The sequence below is a fragment of the Zoogloea sp. 1C4 genome (assembly GCF_009469605.1).
GTDB lineage: Bacteria > Pseudomonadota > Gammaproteobacteria > Burkholderiales > Rhodocyclaceae > Zoogloea > Zoogloea oryzae.
This window is the reverse complement of the sequence record NZ_SSXU01000004.1, coordinates 80,214-98,025: the sequence shown is the minus strand read 5'-3', so window position 1 is coordinate 98,025 and position 17,812 is coordinate 80,214. Positions and strand designations below refer to the sequence as shown.

Annotated in this window: 17 protein-coding genes; 8 read left to right on the top strand and 9 right to left on the bottom strand. The window is 69.1% G+C overall.

The window, feature by feature from the left end; translation table 11 throughout:
* Positions 1-5: 5 nt before the first annotated feature.
* Complete coding sequence (locus GH681_RS06400) at positions 6-1,490, bottom strand: YdiU family protein (protein WP_153160608.1); 1,485 nt, start codon at positions 1,488-1,490, stop codon at positions 6-8.
* A 197-nt stretch (positions 1,491-1,687) separates the two neighbouring features.
* On the opposite strand from GH681_RS06400, the gene GH681_RS06395 reads away from it, so the two are divergent.
* The 3 genes from GH681_RS06395 (at position 1,688) to GH681_RS06385 (ending at position 4,872) form a co-directional block, all read left to right on the top strand.
* Positions 1,688-2,710: a PEP-CTERM sorting domain-containing protein gene (locus GH681_RS06395; RefSeq protein ID WP_194271154.1), complete on the top strand. Its 1,023-nt coding sequence runs from the start codon at positions 1,688-1,690 to the stop codon at positions 2,708-2,710.
* A gap of 136 nt (positions 2,711-2,846) precedes the next feature.
* The gene (locus tag GH681_RS06390; protein ID WP_153160606.1) at positions 2,847-4,244 is read left to right on the top strand and encodes an ATP-binding protein; all 1,398 of its coding nucleotides are present in this window, start codon (positions 2,847-2,849) and stop codon (positions 4,242-4,244) included.
* Entirely contained in the window at positions 4,237-4,872 is a 636-nt protein-coding gene (locus GH681_RS06385; protein WP_153160605.1) for a response regulator transcription factor, read from the top strand. Before GH681_RS06390 ends, GH681_RS06385 begins: the two co-directional genes overlap by 8 nt.
* Positions 4,873-4,878: 6 nt before the next feature.
* Here the strand turns inward: GH681_RS06385 and GH681_RS06380 are convergent, their stop codons facing one another.
* On the bottom strand, positions 4,879-5,331 hold the full coding sequence (locus GH681_RS06380; protein ID WP_153160604.1) for a regulator: 453 nt from the start codon (positions 5,329-5,331) through the stop codon (positions 4,879-4,881).
* Positions 5,332-5,578: 247 nt separating this feature from the next.
* On the opposite strand from GH681_RS06380, the gene GH681_RS06375 reads away from it, so the two are divergent.
* The 3 genes from GH681_RS06375 to GH681_RS06365 are packed head-to-tail and all read left to right on the top strand — an operon-like array spanning position 5,579 to position 7,362.
* Positions 5,579-6,520: a tetratricopeptide repeat protein gene (locus GH681_RS06375; protein WP_194271153.1), complete on the top strand. Its 942-nt coding sequence runs from the start codon at positions 5,579-5,581 to the stop codon at positions 6,518-6,520.
* Between the two features lie 3 nt (positions 6,521-6,523).
* Complete coding sequence (locus tag GH681_RS06370; RefSeq protein WP_153160602.1) at positions 6,524-7,042, top strand: MotA/TolQ/ExbB proton channel family protein; 519 nt, start codon at positions 6,524-6,526, stop codon at positions 7,040-7,042.
* Entirely contained in the window at positions 7,039-7,362 is a 324-nt protein-coding gene (locus GH681_RS06365) for a DUF2149 domain-containing protein (protein ID WP_228111802.1), read from the top strand. Before GH681_RS06370 ends, GH681_RS06365 begins: the two co-directional genes overlap by 4 nt.
* A gap of 8 nt (positions 7,363-7,370) precedes the next feature.
* On the opposite strand, the gene GH681_RS06360 is transcribed toward GH681_RS06365, so the two are convergent.
* From GH681_RS06360 to bamE, 7 genes are all read right to left on the bottom strand, one after another.
* Positions 7,371-9,446 carry an ATP-binding protein gene (locus GH681_RS06360; RefSeq protein WP_153160601.1) on the bottom strand — a complete coding sequence of 692 codons (2,076 nt, stop codon included), beginning with the start codon at positions 9,444-9,446 and terminating at the stop codon, positions 7,371-7,373.
* Positions 9,443-9,943, bottom strand: a complete 501-nt coding sequence (locus tag GH681_RS06355; RefSeq protein ID WP_153160600.1) for a hydrogenase maturation protease — start codon at positions 9,941-9,943, stop codon at positions 9,443-9,445. Before GH681_RS06355 ends, GH681_RS06360 begins: the two co-directional genes overlap by 4 nt.
* Positions 9,933-11,468 (bottom strand): nickel-dependent hydrogenase large subunit, encoded by a 1,536-nt coding sequence (locus GH681_RS06350; protein ID WP_153160599.1) that lies wholly within the window; start codon positions 11,466-11,468, stop codon positions 9,933-9,935. Before GH681_RS06350 ends, GH681_RS06355 begins: the two co-directional genes overlap by 11 nt.
* Before the next feature lie 7 nt (positions 11,469-11,475).
* Positions 11,476-12,417, bottom strand: a complete 942-nt coding sequence (locus tag GH681_RS06345; protein ID WP_153160598.1) for an NADH:ubiquinone oxidoreductase — start codon at positions 12,415-12,417, stop codon at positions 11,476-11,478.
* Positions 12,418-12,593: 176 nt separating this feature from the next.
* Positions 12,594-12,962, bottom strand: a complete 369-nt coding sequence (locus GH681_RS06340) for a DUF779 domain-containing protein (protein ID WP_153160597.1) — start codon at positions 12,960-12,962, stop codon at positions 12,594-12,596.
* An 86-nt stretch (positions 12,963-13,048) separates the two neighbouring features.
* Entirely contained in the window at positions 13,049-14,569 is a 1,521-nt protein-coding gene (locus GH681_RS06335) for an aldehyde dehydrogenase family protein (RefSeq protein WP_153160596.1), read from the bottom strand.
* A 230-nt stretch (positions 14,570-14,799) separates the two neighbouring features.
* On the bottom strand, positions 14,800-15,285 hold the full coding sequence (gene bamE, locus GH681_RS06330; protein WP_153160595.1) for an outer membrane protein assembly factor BamE: 486 nt from the start codon (positions 15,283-15,285) through the stop codon (positions 14,800-14,802).
* 124 nt (positions 15,286-15,409) lie between these two features.
* On the opposite strand from bamE, the gene GH681_RS06325 reads away from it, so the two are divergent.
* Both GH681_RS06325 and GH681_RS06320 read left to right on the top strand, forming a co-directional pair.
* Positions 15,410-16,516 (top strand): branched-chain amino acid ABC transporter substrate-binding protein, encoded by a 1,107-nt coding sequence (locus GH681_RS06325; RefSeq protein ID WP_153160835.1) that lies wholly within the window; start codon positions 15,410-15,412, stop codon positions 16,514-16,516.
* Positions 16,517-16,609: 93 nt separating this feature from the next.
* A complete protein-coding gene (locus GH681_RS06320) occupies positions 16,610-17,722 on the top strand; it encodes a branched-chain amino acid ABC transporter substrate-binding protein (RefSeq protein WP_153160594.1) in 1,113 nt (370 codons plus the stop codon).
* Positions 17,723-17,812: the final 90 nt, after the last annotated feature.

The window sequence follows — 17,812 nt, the reverse complement described above, 5'->3', positions numbered from 1 at the left end:
CGGGTTCAGCTCGAACAGCTCACCGACAGGCTCCCCGCCCAATCCGGCGGCGGGGCGGCGAAGCGCTCGAACTCGGGCTGCTCGTCGAAGGGTTTCGACAGGCAGGCGAGCACCGTGGCCGTCTCGCTGAAATCCCCCGCCTGGGCGGCGCGGATGGCGGATTCGGCGATCCAGTTGCGCAGCACGTACTTGGGATTGACGGCGCGCATGGCGGCCTGGCGTTCGGCGTCGGGCCGGCCTTCGGCCTTGAGTCGCGCGCGCCACAGGTCGATCCACGCGTCCAGCGCGAAGCGGTCGACCACGATGTCGCGCAGCGGGGCGTCGGTGGCGGCGCGGTGGGCGTCGTCCACCTCGGCCGGCAGGGCCGACAGGAAGCGGAAGAACTGGGTGAAGTCGATGCGCAGGCGCTGGAGCAGGCCGAAGGTCTCGCCGACGAAATCCTCGTCGCCGGGCAACGCATCGGCAAAGCCCAGCTTGGCACGCACCCGGGCCATGAAGGTGGCCTCGAAGGTGGTGGTGTAGTTGTCCTCGATGGCGGCCTGCACGTCGGCCCGCTCGCCCACCAGCGACGACAGGGCGTGGCCCAGGGCGTAGAGGTTCCAGTGGCCGATCTGGGGCTGGGCGCGGTAGCTGTAGCGGCCGTGGTCGTCGGAGTGGTTGCAGATGTGGCCGGCGTCGAAAGCGTCCATGAAGCCGAAGGGGCCGTAGTCGAGGGTGAGGCCGAGGATGGACATGTTGTCGGTGTTCATCACCCCGTGCATGAAGCCCACGGTCTGCCACTGGGCCATCAGGCTGGCGGTGCGCCGGGCCACATCGGCCAGCAGCGCGGCGTAGGGGTTGGCGGCGTCGCGGCATTCGGGGCGGAAGCGGTCGATCACGTAGTCGGCCAGCTGGCGGAGTTCGTCGGTGCGCTTGCGGGCGGCCCAGTGCTCGAAGGAGCCGAAGCGGATGAAGCTCGGCGCGAGGCGGGTGACCACCGCGGCGGTCTCGATGGTCTCGCGGCGCACCGGCTCGTTGGAGCCCACCACGCACAGGGCGCGGGTGGTGGGGATGCCCAGCGCGGCCATCGCCTCGGAGCACAGGAACTCGCGGATGCTCGAGCGCAGCACCGCGCGGCCGTCGGCGAAGCGCGAGTAGGGTGTCTGGCCGGCGCCCTTCAGCTGGATCTCCCAGCCGCTGCCTGCGCCGGCGACTTCGCCTAGCAGGTGGGCGCGGCCGTCGCCCAGCTGGCCGGCCCACATCCCGAACTGGTGGCCGGAATACACCGCGGCAAGGGGCTCGCTGCCCGGCAGCAGCTGGTTGCCGGCAAAGACGTGGGCAAACTCGGGCCGGGCGAACTCGGCGGGGTCGAGCTGGATCAGCGCGGCGGCGGCGGGGCTGGCGGCGACGAGGTAGGGATCGGGCAACGGGGTGGGCGGCAGCCGGGTGTAGAAGGCGTCCGGCAGCCGGGCGAAGGCGTTGTCGAAGGGCAGGGTTTCGAGGGTCGGCATGATCGTGTTGGGGGAATGATTGTTATTTGAAGTCTGCGGGTCGGACTGGCGCGCCCGGGGCTTTGTTCCGCCCGGGGCGGATGGTAGCCGGGTGTAACTGATCTGGAACCTTTTGTCGGATAGGCTGGGCTTCGCAGGCTGCGCTTGCGTCGCGGCCTGTCATGTCGATAAAACAACACGCTTCAGGGGGTCTCACCATGTCTTTCAAATCCTGGACGGCAGCCGCGCTGCTGGCCGGCGCTGCCTTCACGCCGGCTGCCCACGCCACCGTCGTCAGCTACAGCCAGAATCTCCTCTTCAACGCGGCCACCCAGAGCTTCTGGGGGCCCGGCGGTTCGTCGGCGAGCTTCAGTTCGTCGCGCATGTTCGGCTCGGAAGGGCTGGGCATCTCGTACGCGGTGTCGGCCAGCACCGGCACGATCTCCGGCGCCTACGCCGGCACCATCAGCGGTTCGTACATGGACTGGGTGGGTGGCGACAGCGAGATGTGGCGCGGCACCTTTGCCTTCAGCGGTACGGCCGGGCAGTCGCTCACGTCTGCAATCGGGGCCCGCATCAACGTGATCGCCCACGCTCTGGGCGGAGATGTATGCATCATCTGTGCCAATTATTCCCTCAGCGGCATGCTGGCTACCGGGCCAGCCCTCGATCAGGTCACCTCCGCCAGTGACGTGATGACCTTTGCCTCGCCCGGCGTGGGCGCCAACATCGGCATCGGCACCGTGAAGGCCGGGGTGGACCTGAAGATCCAGGAGAACCTGAAATTCGCTCCGCTGGCGGTTTCCGCGGTGCTCAAGGCGACCAGCAAGCACGGCTCGGTCGTGTCGGAAAATGTCTATTTCGATGTAAACGGCACACCGCTCGAAGTCGGGTTGTTCCTGCCGTCACGGGGCGACTGGAGCTTTGATTTCACCGACATCAAGCTGGTGAAAACTTTCGACAACGACTTTCTGCTGAACATCGATCCCTTCGTCTCCTACACCGTGGGCGTGCGCTGCGGCGATCCTGGCACCAACCGCGACAACGGCTGGCTGTGTCTGGCCGACGACAAGGCCACCTTCCATCTGGCCGGCGTGTCGCTGTACAACGGCGACCCGTTTGCGCTCAACTTCTCCAGCCCCGACGCCACCGCCTTCTCGGTGCATGAGGCGCCGGAGCCCGGCAGCCTGGCGCTACTGCTGGGCGCGCTGGGCGTGGGCGGCCTGCTGCGCCGCCGCTGAGCGCAGTCACGCCACGGCAGCTCCGCGCGGCCGTGGCGCTGCGGGCAAATTGCCCGGCGAGGATGGGGTAATCTGCGGGGCGCACCGCGCCCTGCCGCCTGTGGCGGGGCTTTGTCCTCATCCCCCTTCTGCCTGCATGACTGATCGCCCGCCCGCACCGCCCGCCGCCCCGGCCGCGGTGGATCTCAAGCACCACCTGCTCCTGCGGGTGAGCCTCTTTGCGCTGGCCATCGGCGTGCTGGCCACGGTGGTGGTGCTCCACCAGACGCGGGAGCGCATCCGGGGCCATATCTCCCGCTCCGGCGTCACCGTCGAGCGGCTGATCGCCGGCGAGGCCGACCAGCTGCGTGACGCCTTCCGGCGCAGCCTGGACGGCCTGACCCTCTCGACGCTGGATGGCATCGGCCCGCTGCTGGGCATCTGCGTGGCGGTGGAAGACCTTTACAAACGTCCGGTGGTGAATCGCTGCTTCCACGAAGACGGCGCGGCGCCGGCCCCGGTGCGCTGGCTGCTGGAGCGCTTGATTGGCCCGGAGCTCGCCTATCGCGGGGTGATCGGCCAGTACCCGGGCGTCAAGGTGGGCGAGTTCGTCGTCACGCCGGATCTGGACAGCGAGGGCCACGCCGCGTGGGTGCAGATCCGCACCGTGCTGGGCATGAGCCTGGCGATCCTGCTCCTCAACCTGCTGATCTACCGCCCGGTGCGCCGCGCGCTGCGGCCGGCGGACCAGATCCTGGCGGTGCTCGGGCGGATGGAGGCCGGCGACCTGTCGGCGCGGATGCCGCGCCCGCGGCTGATCGAGCTGCGCCGCATCGCCGCCGGCTTCGACCACCTGGCCGAGCAGCTCCAGAAGACCCTCGCCGCCCAGCGCCAGCTGGCCCAGCGCCTGCTGGCGGTGCGCGAGGAGGAGCGCCGCCGGCTGGCCCGCGAGCTGCACGACGAGTTCGGCCAGTGCCTGGCGTCGGTGGGGGCCGAGGCGGCCTTCATCGCCGCGCGGGCCGAATCGACCGACCCCACGCTGCTGCCAGCGGCCCGGGCGGTGTCTGCGGTGACCGGCCACATGATGGAGAGCCTGCAGGGCATCCTGCACCAGCTGCGGCCGGTGGGGCTGGAGGAGTTCGGCCTCGCTGCCGCGCTGGATCAGCTGGTGGCCGGCTGGCGGCGGCGTCAGCCCGGCTGCGATTTTGCGCTGGTGGTGGAAGGCGAGATCGACGCGCTGCCCGCTGATCTGACCGTGAGCCTGTACCGCATCGTGCAGGAGAGCCTCACCAACGCCCTGCGCCACGGCACGCCCGGCCGGGTGGCGGTGAGCCTTGAGCGCGACGGCGCCGGCTGCCGGCTGCGGGTGGAGGACGATGGCGACGGCGACGCCCCGCCCAGCCCGGGCAGCGGCCTGGGCGTGCTGGGCATGCGCGAGCGCGTCGAAGCCCTCGGCGGGCGCTTCGCCCTCGAACCCCTGGCGCCCCGCGGCATGCGGGTGCGGGCGGATTTTCCGCCCGAGGCGCTGCTGGTCACGGAGCACGATGATGCTTGAACAGACCCGCCTGCTGCTGGTGGACGACCACGCGGTGGTGCGCGAGGGCTACCGCCGCCTGCTGGAAACCCGGCCCGATCTGGCCATCGTGGCCGAGGCGGCCACCGCCCGGGAGGCGATGGACTGCTTCCGCATCCACGGGCCCGACGTGGTGGTGCTCGACCTGAGCCTGCCCGACATGGGCGGGGTCGAGCTGATCCGGCGTCTGCTCCAGCGGGACGCCGGCGCCCGCATCCTGGTGTTCTCGATGCACCGGGAGCCGCTCTTCGCCACCCAGGCCCTGCGGGCCGGCGCGCTGGGCTACGTGACCAAGAGCAGCCCGCCCGAGGTGCTGGTGAACGCGGTGTATCAGGTGGCAGCGCGACGTCAGGTGATCAGCCCGGACATCGCGCCGGAGCTGGCCCTGGCCCTCATCGACCGCCCGCGGGAGCCGCTCGCCGAGCTGGCCCCGCGGGAGTTCGAGATCCTGCGCCTCTTGCTCGATGGGCTGGGGCCGGAGGAGATCGGCACGCGCCTGTCGATCTCGGCCAAGACGGTGCAGAACTGCCACTACCAGATCAAGAGCAAGCTGGGCGTGCGCAGCGACATCGAGCTGACCCGGCTGGCGCTGCGCCTCGGGCTGATCTGAGGCGGTTCAGGCGGGCGCGGCCTCGGCGGCCTGCTGGGCCTCGAACAGCGCCTGCAGGGTTTCCAGCGTCAGCTCGGCGATGGTCTGGCCGGCGTCGTCGAGGATCTCGTAGAGGATCTCGCCCGGCAGCGGCCGCATGCTGAACAGCACGATCGCGTCCTCCGCGCCGCCGCCTTCCCGGTGGGGCGCTTCGCTGGCGGGCGAGACGGTGTAGCTGCCGGTGGGGCGCACCTCGCGCAGGCGGCCGTCCATCTCGTAGAGCCGGTGCTCGCCGCGGATCACGAAGGTGTGGTTGAGGGCCTTGTGGCGGTGCAGGACGATCTGCTGGCCGGCGTCGAAGCGGAACAGCACGTCGGCGATGCGGCGCGGCAGGTCCACCTGCAGGATCGAATACGCAAAGTGGGGAAAGTCGCCGAAGGGCTGCCAGCGGATGGCGTCGGTGTCGAAGGCGTGGGGCATGGGGTCTCCTGGGGTGAGGGTATGGCCGGTTGGCGGCTGCCAGTAAACCCCGCTCGGTGCGGGCTCGCCGAGGTCAATCTGCCCGCCGGGCGCCGGGCATTGCGCCCGTTCTTGGCGGGCGGCCGGGGTCGGGCAAATTGCCCGTTTGATCCAGGGCAGGATGCCGCAGACCGCCCGCCGGCGCGGCCCTAGAGTGGGTCGGGAGACGGGTGCCCGGTGGCCCTGTCCGCAACCGACGGAAACCACCATGCTCGATCTGAAGAGGGCCGCTGTTGTGGCCCTGATGTGTGCCTCTGGCGCGGCGGCCGCGGCGGGCAACCTGTTCTGCGGCGGCCCGGTGCCTCAGACCGGCGAGCCCACCGACCTCGCCCATGTGGTGGGCGACCAGACCCTGGAATACCTCGCCGACCAGCCCGCCAGCCTGATGGTGTGCAGCAAGGGCTACCTGTTTGAGAAGTGCGGCGACCACGCGACGGCGATGAAGATCTTCGACCGCTGCATCGCCGCCGGCTACATCGGCGCAATGATCTGGAAGGCGCTGATGCTCCAGGACGGCGCCGAAATCCCCCGCGATCTGGCCGGCGCGGCCGAGCTGATGCGTCGCGCAGCCGAATCCGGCGATTCGCCCTACGCGGTGCTGGGCAAGCTCCACTACGCCAGCGCCCTCCACGAGGGCAAGGGCGTGCCGAAGGACGAGGCCGCAGCCCGCCGGTGGTTCGAGGCCGCTGCGGCGGAGGGCAACCCCGACGCCATCGAATTCCTGCGTACCGGCTACCACGTGGGCGACCGGGACGGCTCGACCCGCGGCGTGGGCGTGCCGCCGCCGGTGCAAGCCAGCCCCTTGCCGGGCGAACTGCAGGAGCAGGCCGCGCGGCCGGTGGAGCGCATGGGCCCGGCGGCGCCGCTGGCCCGTCGGCTCAGCCAGACGCCGGCCTTGCCCCCCGTTGCCGCGCCAGCGCTGCCGCCGGCGGATGCGCCTGACCAAGCCCGGCCTGTCGTCGATCCGGCCCCGCCGCCTCTACCCGCCGGCCTGCGCCTCGAGCCGGTGGCTTCGCCCGCCGTGCCCGCCCCATCGCAACCCGCCGCCGGCCTGCTGGCGGTGCTGCTCGCCGCCTTTGCCGCCGGCGCCCTCGGCCAGGCCCTGCGGGGCCGGCGCGTCGCCCCTTCCCCTGTCCTTTCCGGAGCCTGAACCATGCCCCCTTCCATCGACGGCCTGATGTACGAGGCCAGCCAGCTGTTCCTGATCCCGGTGCTGGCCGCCATCGGCTTGCTCTTCCTGTACGCCTTCTACGCGCTGGGCGCCTTTCTGTGGCAGATGGTCCAGCGCCGGGCGGGCGTGGCGGCGGGCTTCGAGCTGGCCCTGGCCCGCCGGGCTGACCCGCGCCTGCAGCCGGCCGAGCTGGAGTCCATCGCCGTGGCCCGGCTGGAGCTGGTGCGCATCGCCACCCGGATGGCGCCGATGCTGGGGCTGGTGGCGACGATGATCCCCATGGGCCCGGCCCTCAAGGCGCTGGGTGAGGGCGATCTGGGTGACGTGTCGCGCAGCCTGACGGTGGCCTTCTCGGCGGTGATCCTGGCGTTGATCGCGGCGGCGCTGACCTACTGGGTCGGCCACGTGCGCCGGCGCTGGTATGCCGACGACCTGCTGGCCATCGAGAAGGGCGATCTGGCGTTGCGCCCGTCCGCCATGGCCGCCGAGGTGGCGCGATGAGCGGCCTGCGGCGCCGGCTGACGGAGGATGCCGACGGGGACGACCCGCTGCTGTCGGTGGTGAACCTGATCGACGTGTTTCTGGTGCTCATCGCGGCGCTGTTGCTGGCGGTGGCGAAGAACCCGCTCAACCCCTTCACCGACGAGCGGGTGACGGTGGTGCGCAACCCGGGCACGCCGGGCATGGAGGTGGTGGTGAAGGAGGGCCGGAAGATCGAGCACTTCCGCGGCGACGGGGCGAGCCAGTCGGCGGCGGGCGGGGTGCGCGCCGGCAGCGCCTACCGGATGCCCGACGGCGGGCTGGTGTACGTGCCGGAGTAGCGCCGGGCTTATTCGGCGCTGCGCGGGATGCGGATCTCGAACACCGCGCCGCCGTCCGGGTGGTTGCGGGCGTTGATGCTGCCCTCGTGGCCGCGGACGATCTCGCTGGTGATCGCCAGCCCGAGCCCGGTGCCGCCGGCGCCGGTCTTGGTGGCGCTGCTCTGGACGAACTTCTCGAAGATCTGCTGCTCTTCGCCGACCGGAATGCCGACGCCCTGATCGCGCACGCTGAAGGCGACCGCCTCGCGCTTGCCGAGCATGCAATCCCGGTAGGTGACGGTGATGGTGCCGCCCGGCGGCGAGAACTTGATGGCGTTGGAGAGCAGGTTCTGCACCGCGTGGTGGAGTTGCTGGGGGTCGATGCGGGCGACGGTGTTGCGGGTCTGGCGGTCGATGGCGAAATTGAGCCCGTGCTGCTTGAACAGCGCCGCCAGATCGGCATGGACCCGATCGACGACCACCGTAATGTCGCCCGGGTGCAGCGCAAAGTTGATCCGGCGGGCTTCGAGCTTGGCCAGGTCGAGGAGGTCGTTTACCAGATCGGCGAGGCGCGAGCCGCTCTGGTGGATGCGCTGGAAATAGTTGATGAGCTTCTCGTTGGGCACCTGGCCGGTGCGGGTTTCGCCCAGCCGCGCGTAGGACATGATGCCGTGGAGCGGGGTGCGGAACTCGTGGGACATGTTGGCCAGGAACTCGCTCTTGAGCTGGCTGGCCCGCTCGGCGGCTTCCTTGGCGGAGACGAGATCGGCCGTCTGGGCAGCGACCAGTTCGGAGAGGTGGTCCCGGTGGCTGCGCAGCTCGGCCTCGATGGCCTTGCGCGCCGAGATGTCCTTGGAGGTGCCCCGATAGCCCAGGAACTCGCCTTCCGGCGAGATGACCGGCAGGCCGGACAGGCTCAGCCAGCTGATGAGCTTCACCGGGTGGTGGACGCGGTACTCGAAATCACGGAACTCCTGCCGGGCGGCGATCGCGGCGTGGAAGCGGGCCCACTTTTCGGTGTCGGCCAGATCTTCCGGAGCGGCGAACTCCTCGCGCCGGCGGCCGCGCACCAGATCGATCATGGTGTGGCCCTCGGGGCCGCGGCCGATGTAGCCGGTGAAGCGCATGTCGGCGTCGGTTTCCCAGTACCAGTCGGATGAGACTTCGGAGTAGTCGCGGAAGCGCTGCTCGCTGTCCTTCAGGGCCTGCTCGCGCAGGCGCAGGGTGGTGATGTCGGAACCGACGATGACCACGCCTTCGAGCTTGCCACTGCGGTCGTGGAGGGGCGCGGCACGCAGGATGTAGTGGCGCGTGCCCATGCCGGGCAGCCGGCTCTCGAGGCAGGTCTCCATCTCGACGCTGCCCTGCTGCAGGATGGTGCGGAACAGTACCGTGCCGGGGCCGAAGCTGGGGGACGCTGCGCGCAGCCCGGCCAGGGTCTCGTCGGCGAGCAGGGTGTCGGGCGAGACGCCGATGAGCTTGGTCGGGTTGATGCCCAGGCTGCGGCGGACGGCGGCGTTGGCGCGGCTGATGAGCCCGAAGCGGTCGATTACCAGCAGCAGACTGTCCATGGTGTCCATCACGTTGGTGATGAAGCTGCTCAGGCGCACCTGCTCGGCGCTCTGCTGTTCGAGCAGGCGGGACTTGGCGCTGACCTCGTCCACCATGGTGTCCATCATGCCGGTGACGGCCGTGATCTGCTGTTCGAGGGTGGCGTTGGCCTGGCGGAGGGCTTCGACCTCCATGCGCAGGCGGGCGACCTCGCCCCGGGTGGGGTGCGTGATGGCGCTGCTGTCGGTCGTCACGATGCAGAAGTCGTCGCCCACCTGACGCACCTGGAGGATGGCGTTCTCGTCGGCGGTCTCGATCTGCAGGCCGTGGGCCGGGCAGATCAGGCGGCCGTCGCTGTCTTCGGGGCTGTGGTCGAGGCGGTGGCCTTCGTGGGGGCAGGCGGCGGGCAGCGCCACCCAGCCATCGTTGCGCTGGACGACCAGGATGTGCAGCGGCGCGTTGTGCCCGGGCAGGGCGACGACGCCGCACAGGCGGTCCGGCCGGCCGACGACCTCGCGCAGGTTGCGGATCGGGATGGCGTCGGTGTGGGTCATGACCACAGCGCCCGGATGCGGGTGGCGGCGGCGTCCACCGCGTCGGCCACGGGGGCCGACAGCCCCGGCGAGAAGGCCGCGATGTGGCCGGCCTCGGCGCCCACCAGACGGATCGCCGGCAGGTGGTCGAGGGCGGCGGGCAGCAGCCGGAGCAGCCCGCCAACCCCGGCGCCGTGGAAGCCGGCCGGGGCTTCGTCGCGGGCGGCGGCGTCGGCGAAGCCTTCGGCGTCGAGTTCGTGCAGCGAGCCCGGCGGGCCGAAGCCGGCGACGGCGTCGACGATGATGGCTTCGGCGCAGCCCTCAAAGCACCCGATGGCGGCCAGCCCGGCCAGGTCGGCGCGCATCAGGCGCACCCCGGCCGGGAGCGGCCAGGCGGCGAGGCGGGCGTGCACCGCGGGGCCGAAGCCGTCGTCGCCGTGCAGCTCGTTGCCGAAGCAGATGACGTGAATGGAGCGGGGCGCAAGGCCCCGTCCCTCTCGGGGGAGGTCAGACGCCATAGCGATGGCGCTCCCCGCTGCCGACGAAATGCACCGTGCACACCAGGCACGGGTCGTGGGAGCGGACGATGTGGCCGATCTCGATCGGGTCGGCCGGGTCGGCCAGCTCGACGCCGATCACGCTCTCCTCCCAGTGCCCGTGGCGGCCGGTGCTGTCTTTCGGCGAGGCGTTCCAGGCGGTGGGGGTGACGATCTGGTAGCGGCTGATGCGGCCGTCTTCGATCTGCAGCCAGTGGCCGAGGGTGCCGCGGGCGGCCTGCACGAAGCCGTAGCCTTCGCCATGCTGGAAGGCGTCGGCGGGGGGCGGCAGGTAGTGGGGCGTGCCGATCAGGCCGGCAAGCTCGGCCAGATGGTGCTTCATCCAGTGCAGGGTGTGGGCGGTGCGGCGCAGGCGGGCGAACTGGCGCAGCCAGGTGTTGGGGCCTTCGAGGGCGAGCAGGCTGGCCACCAGGGCGTCGCCGCCGGCGAGGAGCTCGGCCAGCGGACCGGTCTCGACGACCAGATCGCCGTAACGCGGGGCCTTGGCCCAGGTGTAACGGTCGGTGTCGGGCTGGTAGTCGGGCACCGTCTCGCCGGCAAAGGGGTGGCGGCCGCCGGGGTAGGGGCGATACCAGGCGTGGCGGACGTGCTCGTTGACGAGGGCCTGGTCGAAGGCTTCGAGGCGGGCCCCGTCGGCGTGGTAGATGCCGGCGGGCATCAGGGTGGCGCCGTCGGTGTAGGGCGGGGCCCAGCGCTGCGGGTCGTGCCAGGCGCCAGCCGACAGGAAGTGGCGGGCGCCGCCGCCGATCTTCTGCAGGCCGATGGCGCGGGCGAAGCGGGTGAGGAGGCCGATGGCGCTGGCGGCGTGGGCGTCGGCTTCGAGCCAGCTGAAGAAGGCGTCGCTGCTGTCGAGGGCCAGCCAGTTGTCGAGGCTGTCGCCGATGGCGTCCTGCTCGTACCACTCGATGGCCTGATCGACGATGTCCTGGCAGTCGATCAGGTCGCGGGCGGAGGCGCCGCGGGTGACGCCGCCCGGCAGCATGTACGACGAGTGGGGCCACTGGCCGCCGAAGATCGCCACCAGCTCGACCACCTTGCGGGACACCGCCAGGGTGGAGCGCACCACCTTGCCCTTGAGGGGCGCGAAGGCGGCTTCGATGTCCGGGTAGAGGCGCTGGCCGGCGTAGCGGGGGTGGATGAAATCCGGCGTGAAGAACAGGAAGCTCTGGCGCAGGTCGCTCTGGATGTTCTCGGCCATCAGGCACAGGTTGCGGATCAGCGTGGCCTGGGGCGGCACGGGCAGCTGGGCGAGGCGCTCCAGCGCGAGGGCCGCGGTGTACAGGTGGGCCGTGCCGCAGATGCCGCACACCCGTGGGGTGATGACGAGGCCGTCCTTGGGCGCGCGGCCGATCAGGAGCTGCTCGAAGCCGCGGAACAGGGTGCCGACGCAGCGGGCGTCGACGATGCGGTTGCCGTCCAGGTCCACCTGGAACTCCAGGTCGCCTTCGACGCGGTTGAGATCGACGTTGAGGGTGGTGCGGGCCATGGTGGGGTCAGGTCTCCATGTCCCGGTTCTTGATGCGCAGCGGCGCAGCGGCGTGGGCGAGGTTCTTGTAGGCCATGTAGTGGGCGCGGGAGACGCCCAGGGGCAGGGCCACCGGCACGGCGCCGATCTTTTCGGTGCGGAACAGGTCGCCATCCCGCGGGAAGCCCGGTGAGGTGCAGCCGAAGCAGGGCACGCCGGCGCGGGTCTTGCTGCTGCGCCGGTTCCATAGATCACTGTTGCAGTTGGCGAGGGTGTTGGGGCCCTGGCAGCCGAGGTTGAAGAACAGGCAGCCGCGGCCGCCGAAGTCTTTTTCCTCGATGTCGTACTCGTGGTATTCGTTGCGGGTGCAGCCCTGGTGCACCGTGCTGTTGAAAAAGGCGCGCGGGCGGTTGAGGAAATCCAGCTCGAGGGGCTGGTCCTGGGCCAGCAGTGCGAGGCTGCGGGTGATGGTGTTGGGATGCACCGGGCAGCCGGCCAGGTTGATGACCGGGTTGCCCGACGCAGATCGCCATTCGGGCGGGAGCATTCCGCCGGGCTGTTCGCGGTCGAACTGCAGGCCGGTGCAGTCGGTGGGGTTGGGCGGCGCGGCGGGGATGCCGCCGAAGGCCGAGCAGGTTCCCACCGCCACCACGTGGCGCGCCCGCGCGGCCAGCGCGCGGGTGATGTCGATCTTGGCGCGACCCCGGTAGCTGTCGAACATGCCGGTGCCGTAGGGGCCGGTGATCATGCTGCCTTCGACGCACAGGATGTCGAGGGGCTGGGTGCCGGCCTCGATGGCGGCGATCAGCTCGCCCAGGGCGCCGGCCGGCTTGGCGCTGAGGGACGGGTGCCACAGGATGTCGAGGCTGCCGCCACGGACAAGGCTCTCGACCGATGGGCTGTCGGCGTTCAGGAGCGACATGGTGTCGCCACTGCAGGCGCCAGTCTGAAGCCAGAGAAGGGTTGCCATCGTCGAGTTCCGCCGGGGCTGGAGTGTTGCCCGCGCCGGGATGGTCGCGGACGAGCCGACCTTCGGATTGCAACGGCCGGGCTCGACGTTTGTTACGTCAGCCAATCGCTGCAGCTTTAGGTTGTCTATATAAAAAGATATACGCGAAGCGGGCGCCGGGCAACGTCGGGCGTGGTTTATCCGCCCGAAACCGGTGCCGCGGCGGCAAGCTCCTCGTCGCTGAACAGCCGCGAGCGGGTGACGAAGGCACGCCCCTTGCCGCAGTCGAGGGAGAAATCCCCGCCGCCGCCGGGCTGCACGTCGAGGGTGAGCTGGGACGAACCGTAGTAGGCGAACTCCTGGTGGCCCAGGTAGAAGGGGGCGCCGCCCACTTCGCCGAGCAGGAGCATGGTCTGGCCGGGGATGACCTCGCCGAGCTTGTAGCAGTTGGGCACGCTGCCGTCGCAGCAGCCGCCGGAGAGCACGAACATCAGGGGGCCGAACTCGCCGCGCAGCTCGTTGATGAAGGCGAGGGCGGCGTCGGTGGCAATGATTCTCGGTGTCATGGGGCTCCTCCAAGAAAAAAGCGGGACGGGATTCCTCCCGCCCCGCAACACCTTGCCTTACTTACAACAGGGACGACACAAACACATCAGAAGAAGCCGAGGGCGTTCGGGCTGTAGCTGACCAGCAGGTTCTTGGTCTGCTGGTAGTGGTCGAGCATCATCTTGTGGGTTTCGCGACCGATGCCGGATTCCTTGTAGCCGCCGAAGGTGGCGTGGGCCGGGTAGGCGTGGTAGCAGTTGGTCCACACGCGGCCGGCCTTGATGTTGCGGCCCATGCGGTAGGCGCGGCTGCCGTCACGGCTCCACACGCCGGCGCCGAGGCCGTACGGGGTGTCGTTGGCGATCTCGAGGGCTTCGGCTTCGTCCTTGAAGGTGGTCACGGCCAGCACCGGCCCGAAGATCTCTTCCTGGAAGACGCGCATCTTGTTGTGGCCCTTGAACAGGGTCGGCTGGATGTAGTAGCCGCCGGCCAGATCGCCGTCCATGTGGGTGCGGTCGCCGCCGGTCAGGCACTGGGCGCCTTCCTGACGACCGATTTCCATGTAGGCCATGATCTTGTTGAGCTGATCCTGGGAAGCCTGGGCGCCCATCATGCTGTCGGTGTCGAGGGGGCTGAGCTGCTTGATGGCCTTGACGCGGGCCATGACCTTTTCCATGAAGCGGTCGTAGATCGATTCCTGGATCAGGGCACGGGACGGGCAGGTGCACACTTCGCCCTGGTTGAAGGCGAACAGCACCATGCCTTCGACAGCCTTGTCGAGGAAGGCGTCGTCGGCCGCCATGATGTCCTCGAAGAAGATGTTGGGGGACTTGCCGCCCAGCTCGAGGGTGGCGGGGATCAGGCTGGTGGCGGCGGCCTGGGCGATCACGCGGCCGGTGGCGGTGGAGCCGGTGAAGGCGATCTTGGCGATACGGCGGCTGGTGGCCAGCGGCATGCCGGCTTCACGGCCGTAGCCATTGACGATGTTCAGCACGCCCGGCGGCAGCAGGTCGGCGATCAGCTCGGTCAGGATCAGGATCGAGATCGGGGTGGATTCGGCGGGCTTCAGGACCACGCAGTTGCCGGCGCCGATGGCGGGGGCCAGCTTCCAGGCGGCCATCAGGATCGGGAAGTTCCAGGGGATGATCTGGCCGACGACGCCCAGGGGCTCGTGGAAGTGGTAGGCGACGGTGTTCTCGTCGATCTCGGAGATGCCACCTTCCTGGGCGCGCAGGCAGCCGGCGAAGTAGCGGAAGTGGTCGACGGCCAGGGGGATGTCGGCGTTCAGGGTTTCGCGGATGGCCTTGCCGTTATCGACGGTCTCGGCGTAGGCGAGCTTCTCGATGTTGGCTTCGAGGCGGTCGGCGATCTTCAGGAGGAGGTTGGCACGCTCGGCAGCCGGGGTGCGGCCGAACTTGTCGGCGGCAGCGTGGGCGGCGTCCAGGGCCAGTTCCACGTCTTCGGCGCCAGAGCGGGCGGCCTGGGTGTAGGGCTTGCCGGTGATCGGGGTGATGACGTCGAAGTACTCGCCCTTGACCGGGGCAACCCACTTGCCGCCGATGAAGTTGTCGTAGCGGGACTTGTATTGAACCTTGGCGTCAGCAGAACCGGGCAGTGCATACAGCATGGAAGTCTCCTCCTGAATTTGATCGAAAACGCTTCGTGCAGCGTTGACGTCTATTCAGCAGGGCGCGTGCCAGCAGGCAATCAAGTCGGCCTATGCGGTCAAAAGTCTTGTTTATCAGCCGCTTGGGTGAAAGGCGGAAAAATGCTGCAGCGCCGCGAACTGTGCATCAGGGTGTCCAGTATCTGAACAGGTGCTCCATGCCATGTGCACGCTGGAGCACCTGCCCGGGTTCAACTGCTCTTTTGTTCCGTCGAGCGGCTGGTGCCGGTGACCACGCCGACCTCGTCGAAGTGGACGTTGAAGAAGACGTCGACGCTGATTTCCGGCGGCAGGCGCCAGTCCCACACTTCTTCCTTCTTGAGGGCGAACTTCTGCACCGAGCGCGGCTTGCCCAGCAGGCGGCGAACCTGATCCTTGGTCCAGCCGGGCTGGATGCGGGCGAAGTTGGCGGGGGTGAGCACGTTCTCGATGCTGCGCAGGAGGTTGTCTGGCCCCACGGTGATCATGAAGCATTCGGTGCCCTGGGGCTGGCGGGTGTATTCCCAGGTCACGCTGCCGTCGTTGTTCCGCCATTCGATGCCGGGCGTGCCGAACTTGTCGCGCACGTCGTAGCCGGTGGAAACGCCGGGTTTGAGGTCTTTCATGTTGACCGCGTCGCAGCCCGCGAGCCCCACGAGGGCCAGGGCGCCAAGAAGGAAAGACAGCAGTTTACGCATCGGAGGGTCTCCAGCGGTATCGAGGTGGCGGCAACCCGCCAAAATGGCCGGGCTTGGTTACAATCAGCCCATTCTGGCATGAACACCCTTTGTGGAGGATGAACAGGTGAAACGCTCCGTGACGATGCTGGCCGTGGCCGGCGTGACGATGGTCGCGAGCACCGCGGCGCTCGCCGACGTGGTGGTGAAGATCGGTTTTGCCGGCCCCCTCACCGGCCCCATTTCCCATGTGGGCAAGGACGAGCAGTTCGGCGCCCAGCTGGCGCTGGAGGATGCCAACGCGAAGGGGGTGACCCTCGGCGGCCAGAAAGCCCGGTTCGAGCTGATGGCCGAGGACGACCAGGCCGATCCGCGCACCGCCACCACCGTCGCCCAGCGTCTGGTGGATGCCGGCGTGAAGGGTGTGGTCGGCCACGTGACCTCCGGCGCCGCAATCCCCGCCTCGCGCATCTACGAACAGGGCGGCGTGCCGTCGGTGACGCCATCGTCCACCACCCCCAAGCTGACCCGCCAGGGCTTCAAGACCACCTACCGGGTCATCGCCAACGATCTCCAGCAGGGCAACGCGATGGCCCGCTTTGCCGTTGATGTGCTGAAGGCCGAGCGCATCGCGGTGATCGACGACCGCACCGCCTACGGCCAGGGCCTCGCCGACGCGCTGGTGGACAGCCTCAAGCAGCGCGGCGTGAAGCCGGTGGGGCGTGAATTCACCAACGACAAGGCCACCGACTTCGCGGCCATCCTCACCAAGCTCAAGGCCGCCAAGCCCGACGCCATCTTCTACGGCGGCATGGACGCCCAGGGCGCGCCGCTCCTCAAGCAGATGAAGCAGCTGGGCATCACCGCCAAGTATCTGGGCGGCGACGGGGCGTGCACCGCCGAGATGATCAAGATCGCCGGCGCGGCGATGAGCCCCGACGTGTATTGCACCCAGGCCGGCATCCCGATGGACAAGATGCCCGCCGGCAAGGCCTTCAACGAGCGCTTCACCAAGCGCTTCAACGTGCCGGTGCAGCTCTATGCGCCCTACAGCTACGACGCCGCCAGCGCCCTCATCGAGGCCATGAAGCTCGCCAACTCGGCCGAGCCCGCCAAATACCTGCCGCTGATGCAGAAGGTGGCCTTCAAGGGCGTCACCGGCAACATCGCCTTCGACGCCAACGGCGACGTGCGTGAAGGCGGCGTGGCGCTCTACCAGTTCAATGCCGGCAAGTGGGAAGTCCGGCCCTGACGTCCGGTGCCGAAACGATCGACACGGCGCCGCGCGCGTGGCGCCAAATTTGCTTGAAACGCCTTGCCTGAACCCTCCAGAGGAGAAAACCGCATGAAAATCACCCTTGTCGCCCTTGCCGTGCTCGGTCTTGGTGCATCCGCCGTGCAGGCCCAGGAAGTCGTCAAGCTCGGCACCGCCGCGCCGCTCACCGGCACCCAGTCGCACCTGGGCAAGGACATCGAGAACGGCGTGCGCCTCGCCGTCGAGGAATACAACGCCAAGGGCGTGACCCTGGGCGGCAAGAAGGTGAAGTTCGAAGTGATGGCCGAAGACGACGCGGCCGACCCGAAGACCGCCACCACCGTGGCCCAGCGTCTGGTGGATGCGGGCGTGAAGGGCGTGGTCGGCCACCTCAACTCCGGCGCCTCCATCCCCGCCTCGCGCATCTACAACGAAGGCGGCGTCCCGCAGGTCTCGCCGGCCTCCACCAACCCCCGGCTCACCCAGCAGAACTTCAAGTCCACCTTCCGCACCATCGCCAACGACGTGCAGCAGGGCCTGGGCATCGGCAAGTACGCGGCCACCACCCTGGGCAAGAAGGTCGCCATCATCGACGACCGCACCGCCTACGGCCAGGGCCTCGCCGACGAGGTCGAGAAGGCCGTCAAGGCCAGCGGCGGCACCGTGGTGACCCGCGAATTCACCAGCGACAAGGCCACCGACTTCCTCGCCATCCTCACCCGCATCAAGGGCAAGACGCCGGACGTGATCGTCTACAGCGGCATGGACACCCAGGGCGGCCCGATGCTCAAGCAGATCAAGCAACTGGGCATTGGCGCCAAGTTCATCACCGGCGACGGCGGCTGTACCGGCGAGATCATCAAGCTGGCCGGCGACGCGATCGGCCCCAACGCCTATTGCACCCAGCCGGGCCTGCCGCTGGACAAGATGCCGGGCGGCAAGGATTTCAACGCCCGCTTCAAGAAGCGCTTCAACGCCGACGTGCAGATCTACGCGCCCTACGCCTACGACGCCGCCTCGGCGATCATCGAGGCCATGAAGGCCGCCAACTCGTCCGACCCGGCCAAATACGCTCCGGCCATCGGCAAGGTCAACTTCCCCGGCGTGATCGGCACCGTCGCTTTCGACGCCAAGGGCGACATCAAGGACGGCGCCGTCACCGTCTATCAGTTCAAGGGCGGCAAGTGGGAGCCGGTGCAGTAAGACCTGCCCCCTGCCGGAGCGGCCTCGGCGCGCTCCGGCCCGGCGGCATCGCCTGATGGCCGCCGGACTACAATCGCCCTCCCGCTTCTC

What these genes read in the sequence shown, in the direction of transcription:
- GH681_RS06400 (WP_153160608.1), bottom strand. Translation starts at nt 1,490, where the DNA reads ATGCCGACCCTCGAAACCCTGCCCTTCGACAACGCCTTCGCCCGGCTG.
- GH681_RS06395 (WP_194271154.1), top strand. Translation starts at nt 1,688, where the DNA reads ATGTCTTTCAAATCCTGGACGGCAGCCGCGCTGCTGGCCGGCGCTGCC.
- GH681_RS06390 (WP_153160606.1), top strand. Translation starts at nt 2,847, where the DNA reads ATGACTGATCGCCCGCCCGCACCGCCCGCCGCCCCGGCCGCGGTGGAT.
- GH681_RS06385 (WP_153160605.1), top strand. Translation starts at nt 4,237, where the DNA reads ATGCTTGAACAGACCCGCCTGCTGCTGGTGGACGACCACGCGGTGGTG.
- GH681_RS06380 (WP_153160604.1), bottom strand. Translation starts at nt 5,331, where the DNA reads ATGCCCCACGCCTTCGACACCGACGCCATCCGCTGGCAGCCCTTCGGC.
- GH681_RS06375 (WP_194271153.1), top strand. Translation starts at nt 5,579, where the DNA reads ATGCTCGATCTGAAGAGGGCCGCTGTTGTGGCCCTGATGTGTGCCTCT.
- GH681_RS06370 (WP_153160602.1), top strand. Translation starts at nt 6,524, where the DNA reads ATGCCCCCTTCCATCGACGGCCTGATGTACGAGGCCAGCCAGCTGTTC.
- GH681_RS06365 (WP_228111802.1), top strand. Translation starts at nt 7,039, where the DNA reads ATGAGCGGCCTGCGGCGCCGGCTGACGGAGGATGCCGACGGGGACGAC.
- GH681_RS06360 (WP_153160601.1), bottom strand. Translation starts at nt 9,446, where the DNA reads ATGACCCACACCGACGCCATCCCGATCCGCAACCTGCGCGAGGTCGTC.
- GH681_RS06355 (WP_153160600.1), bottom strand. Translation starts at nt 9,943, where the DNA reads ATGGCGTCTGACCTCCCCCGAGAGGGACGGGGCCTTGCGCCCCGCTCC.
- GH681_RS06350 (WP_153160599.1), bottom strand. Translation starts at nt 11,468, where the DNA reads ATGGCCCGCACCACCCTCAACGTCGATCTCAACCGCGTCGAAGGCGAC.
- GH681_RS06345 (WP_153160598.1), bottom strand. Translation starts at nt 12,417, where the DNA reads ATGGCAACCCTTCTCTGGCTTCAGACTGGCGCCTGCAGTGGCGACACC.
- GH681_RS06340 (WP_153160597.1), bottom strand. Translation starts at nt 12,962, where the DNA reads ATGACACCGAGAATCATTGCCACCGACGCCGCCCTCGCCTTCATCAAC.
- GH681_RS06335 (WP_153160596.1), bottom strand. Translation starts at nt 14,569, where the DNA reads ATGCTGTATGCACTGCCCGGTTCTGCTGACGCCAAGGTTCAATACAAG.
- bamE (WP_153160595.1), bottom strand. Translation starts at nt 15,285, where the DNA reads ATGCGTAAACTGCTGTCTTTCCTTCTTGGCGCCCTGGCCCTCGTGGGG.
- GH681_RS06325 (WP_153160835.1), top strand. Translation starts at nt 15,410, where the DNA reads ATGCTGGCCGTGGCCGGCGTGACGATGGTCGCGAGCACCGCGGCGCTC.
- GH681_RS06320 (WP_153160594.1), top strand. Translation starts at nt 16,610, where the DNA reads ATGAAAATCACCCTTGTCGCCCTTGCCGTGCTCGGTCTTGGTGCATCC.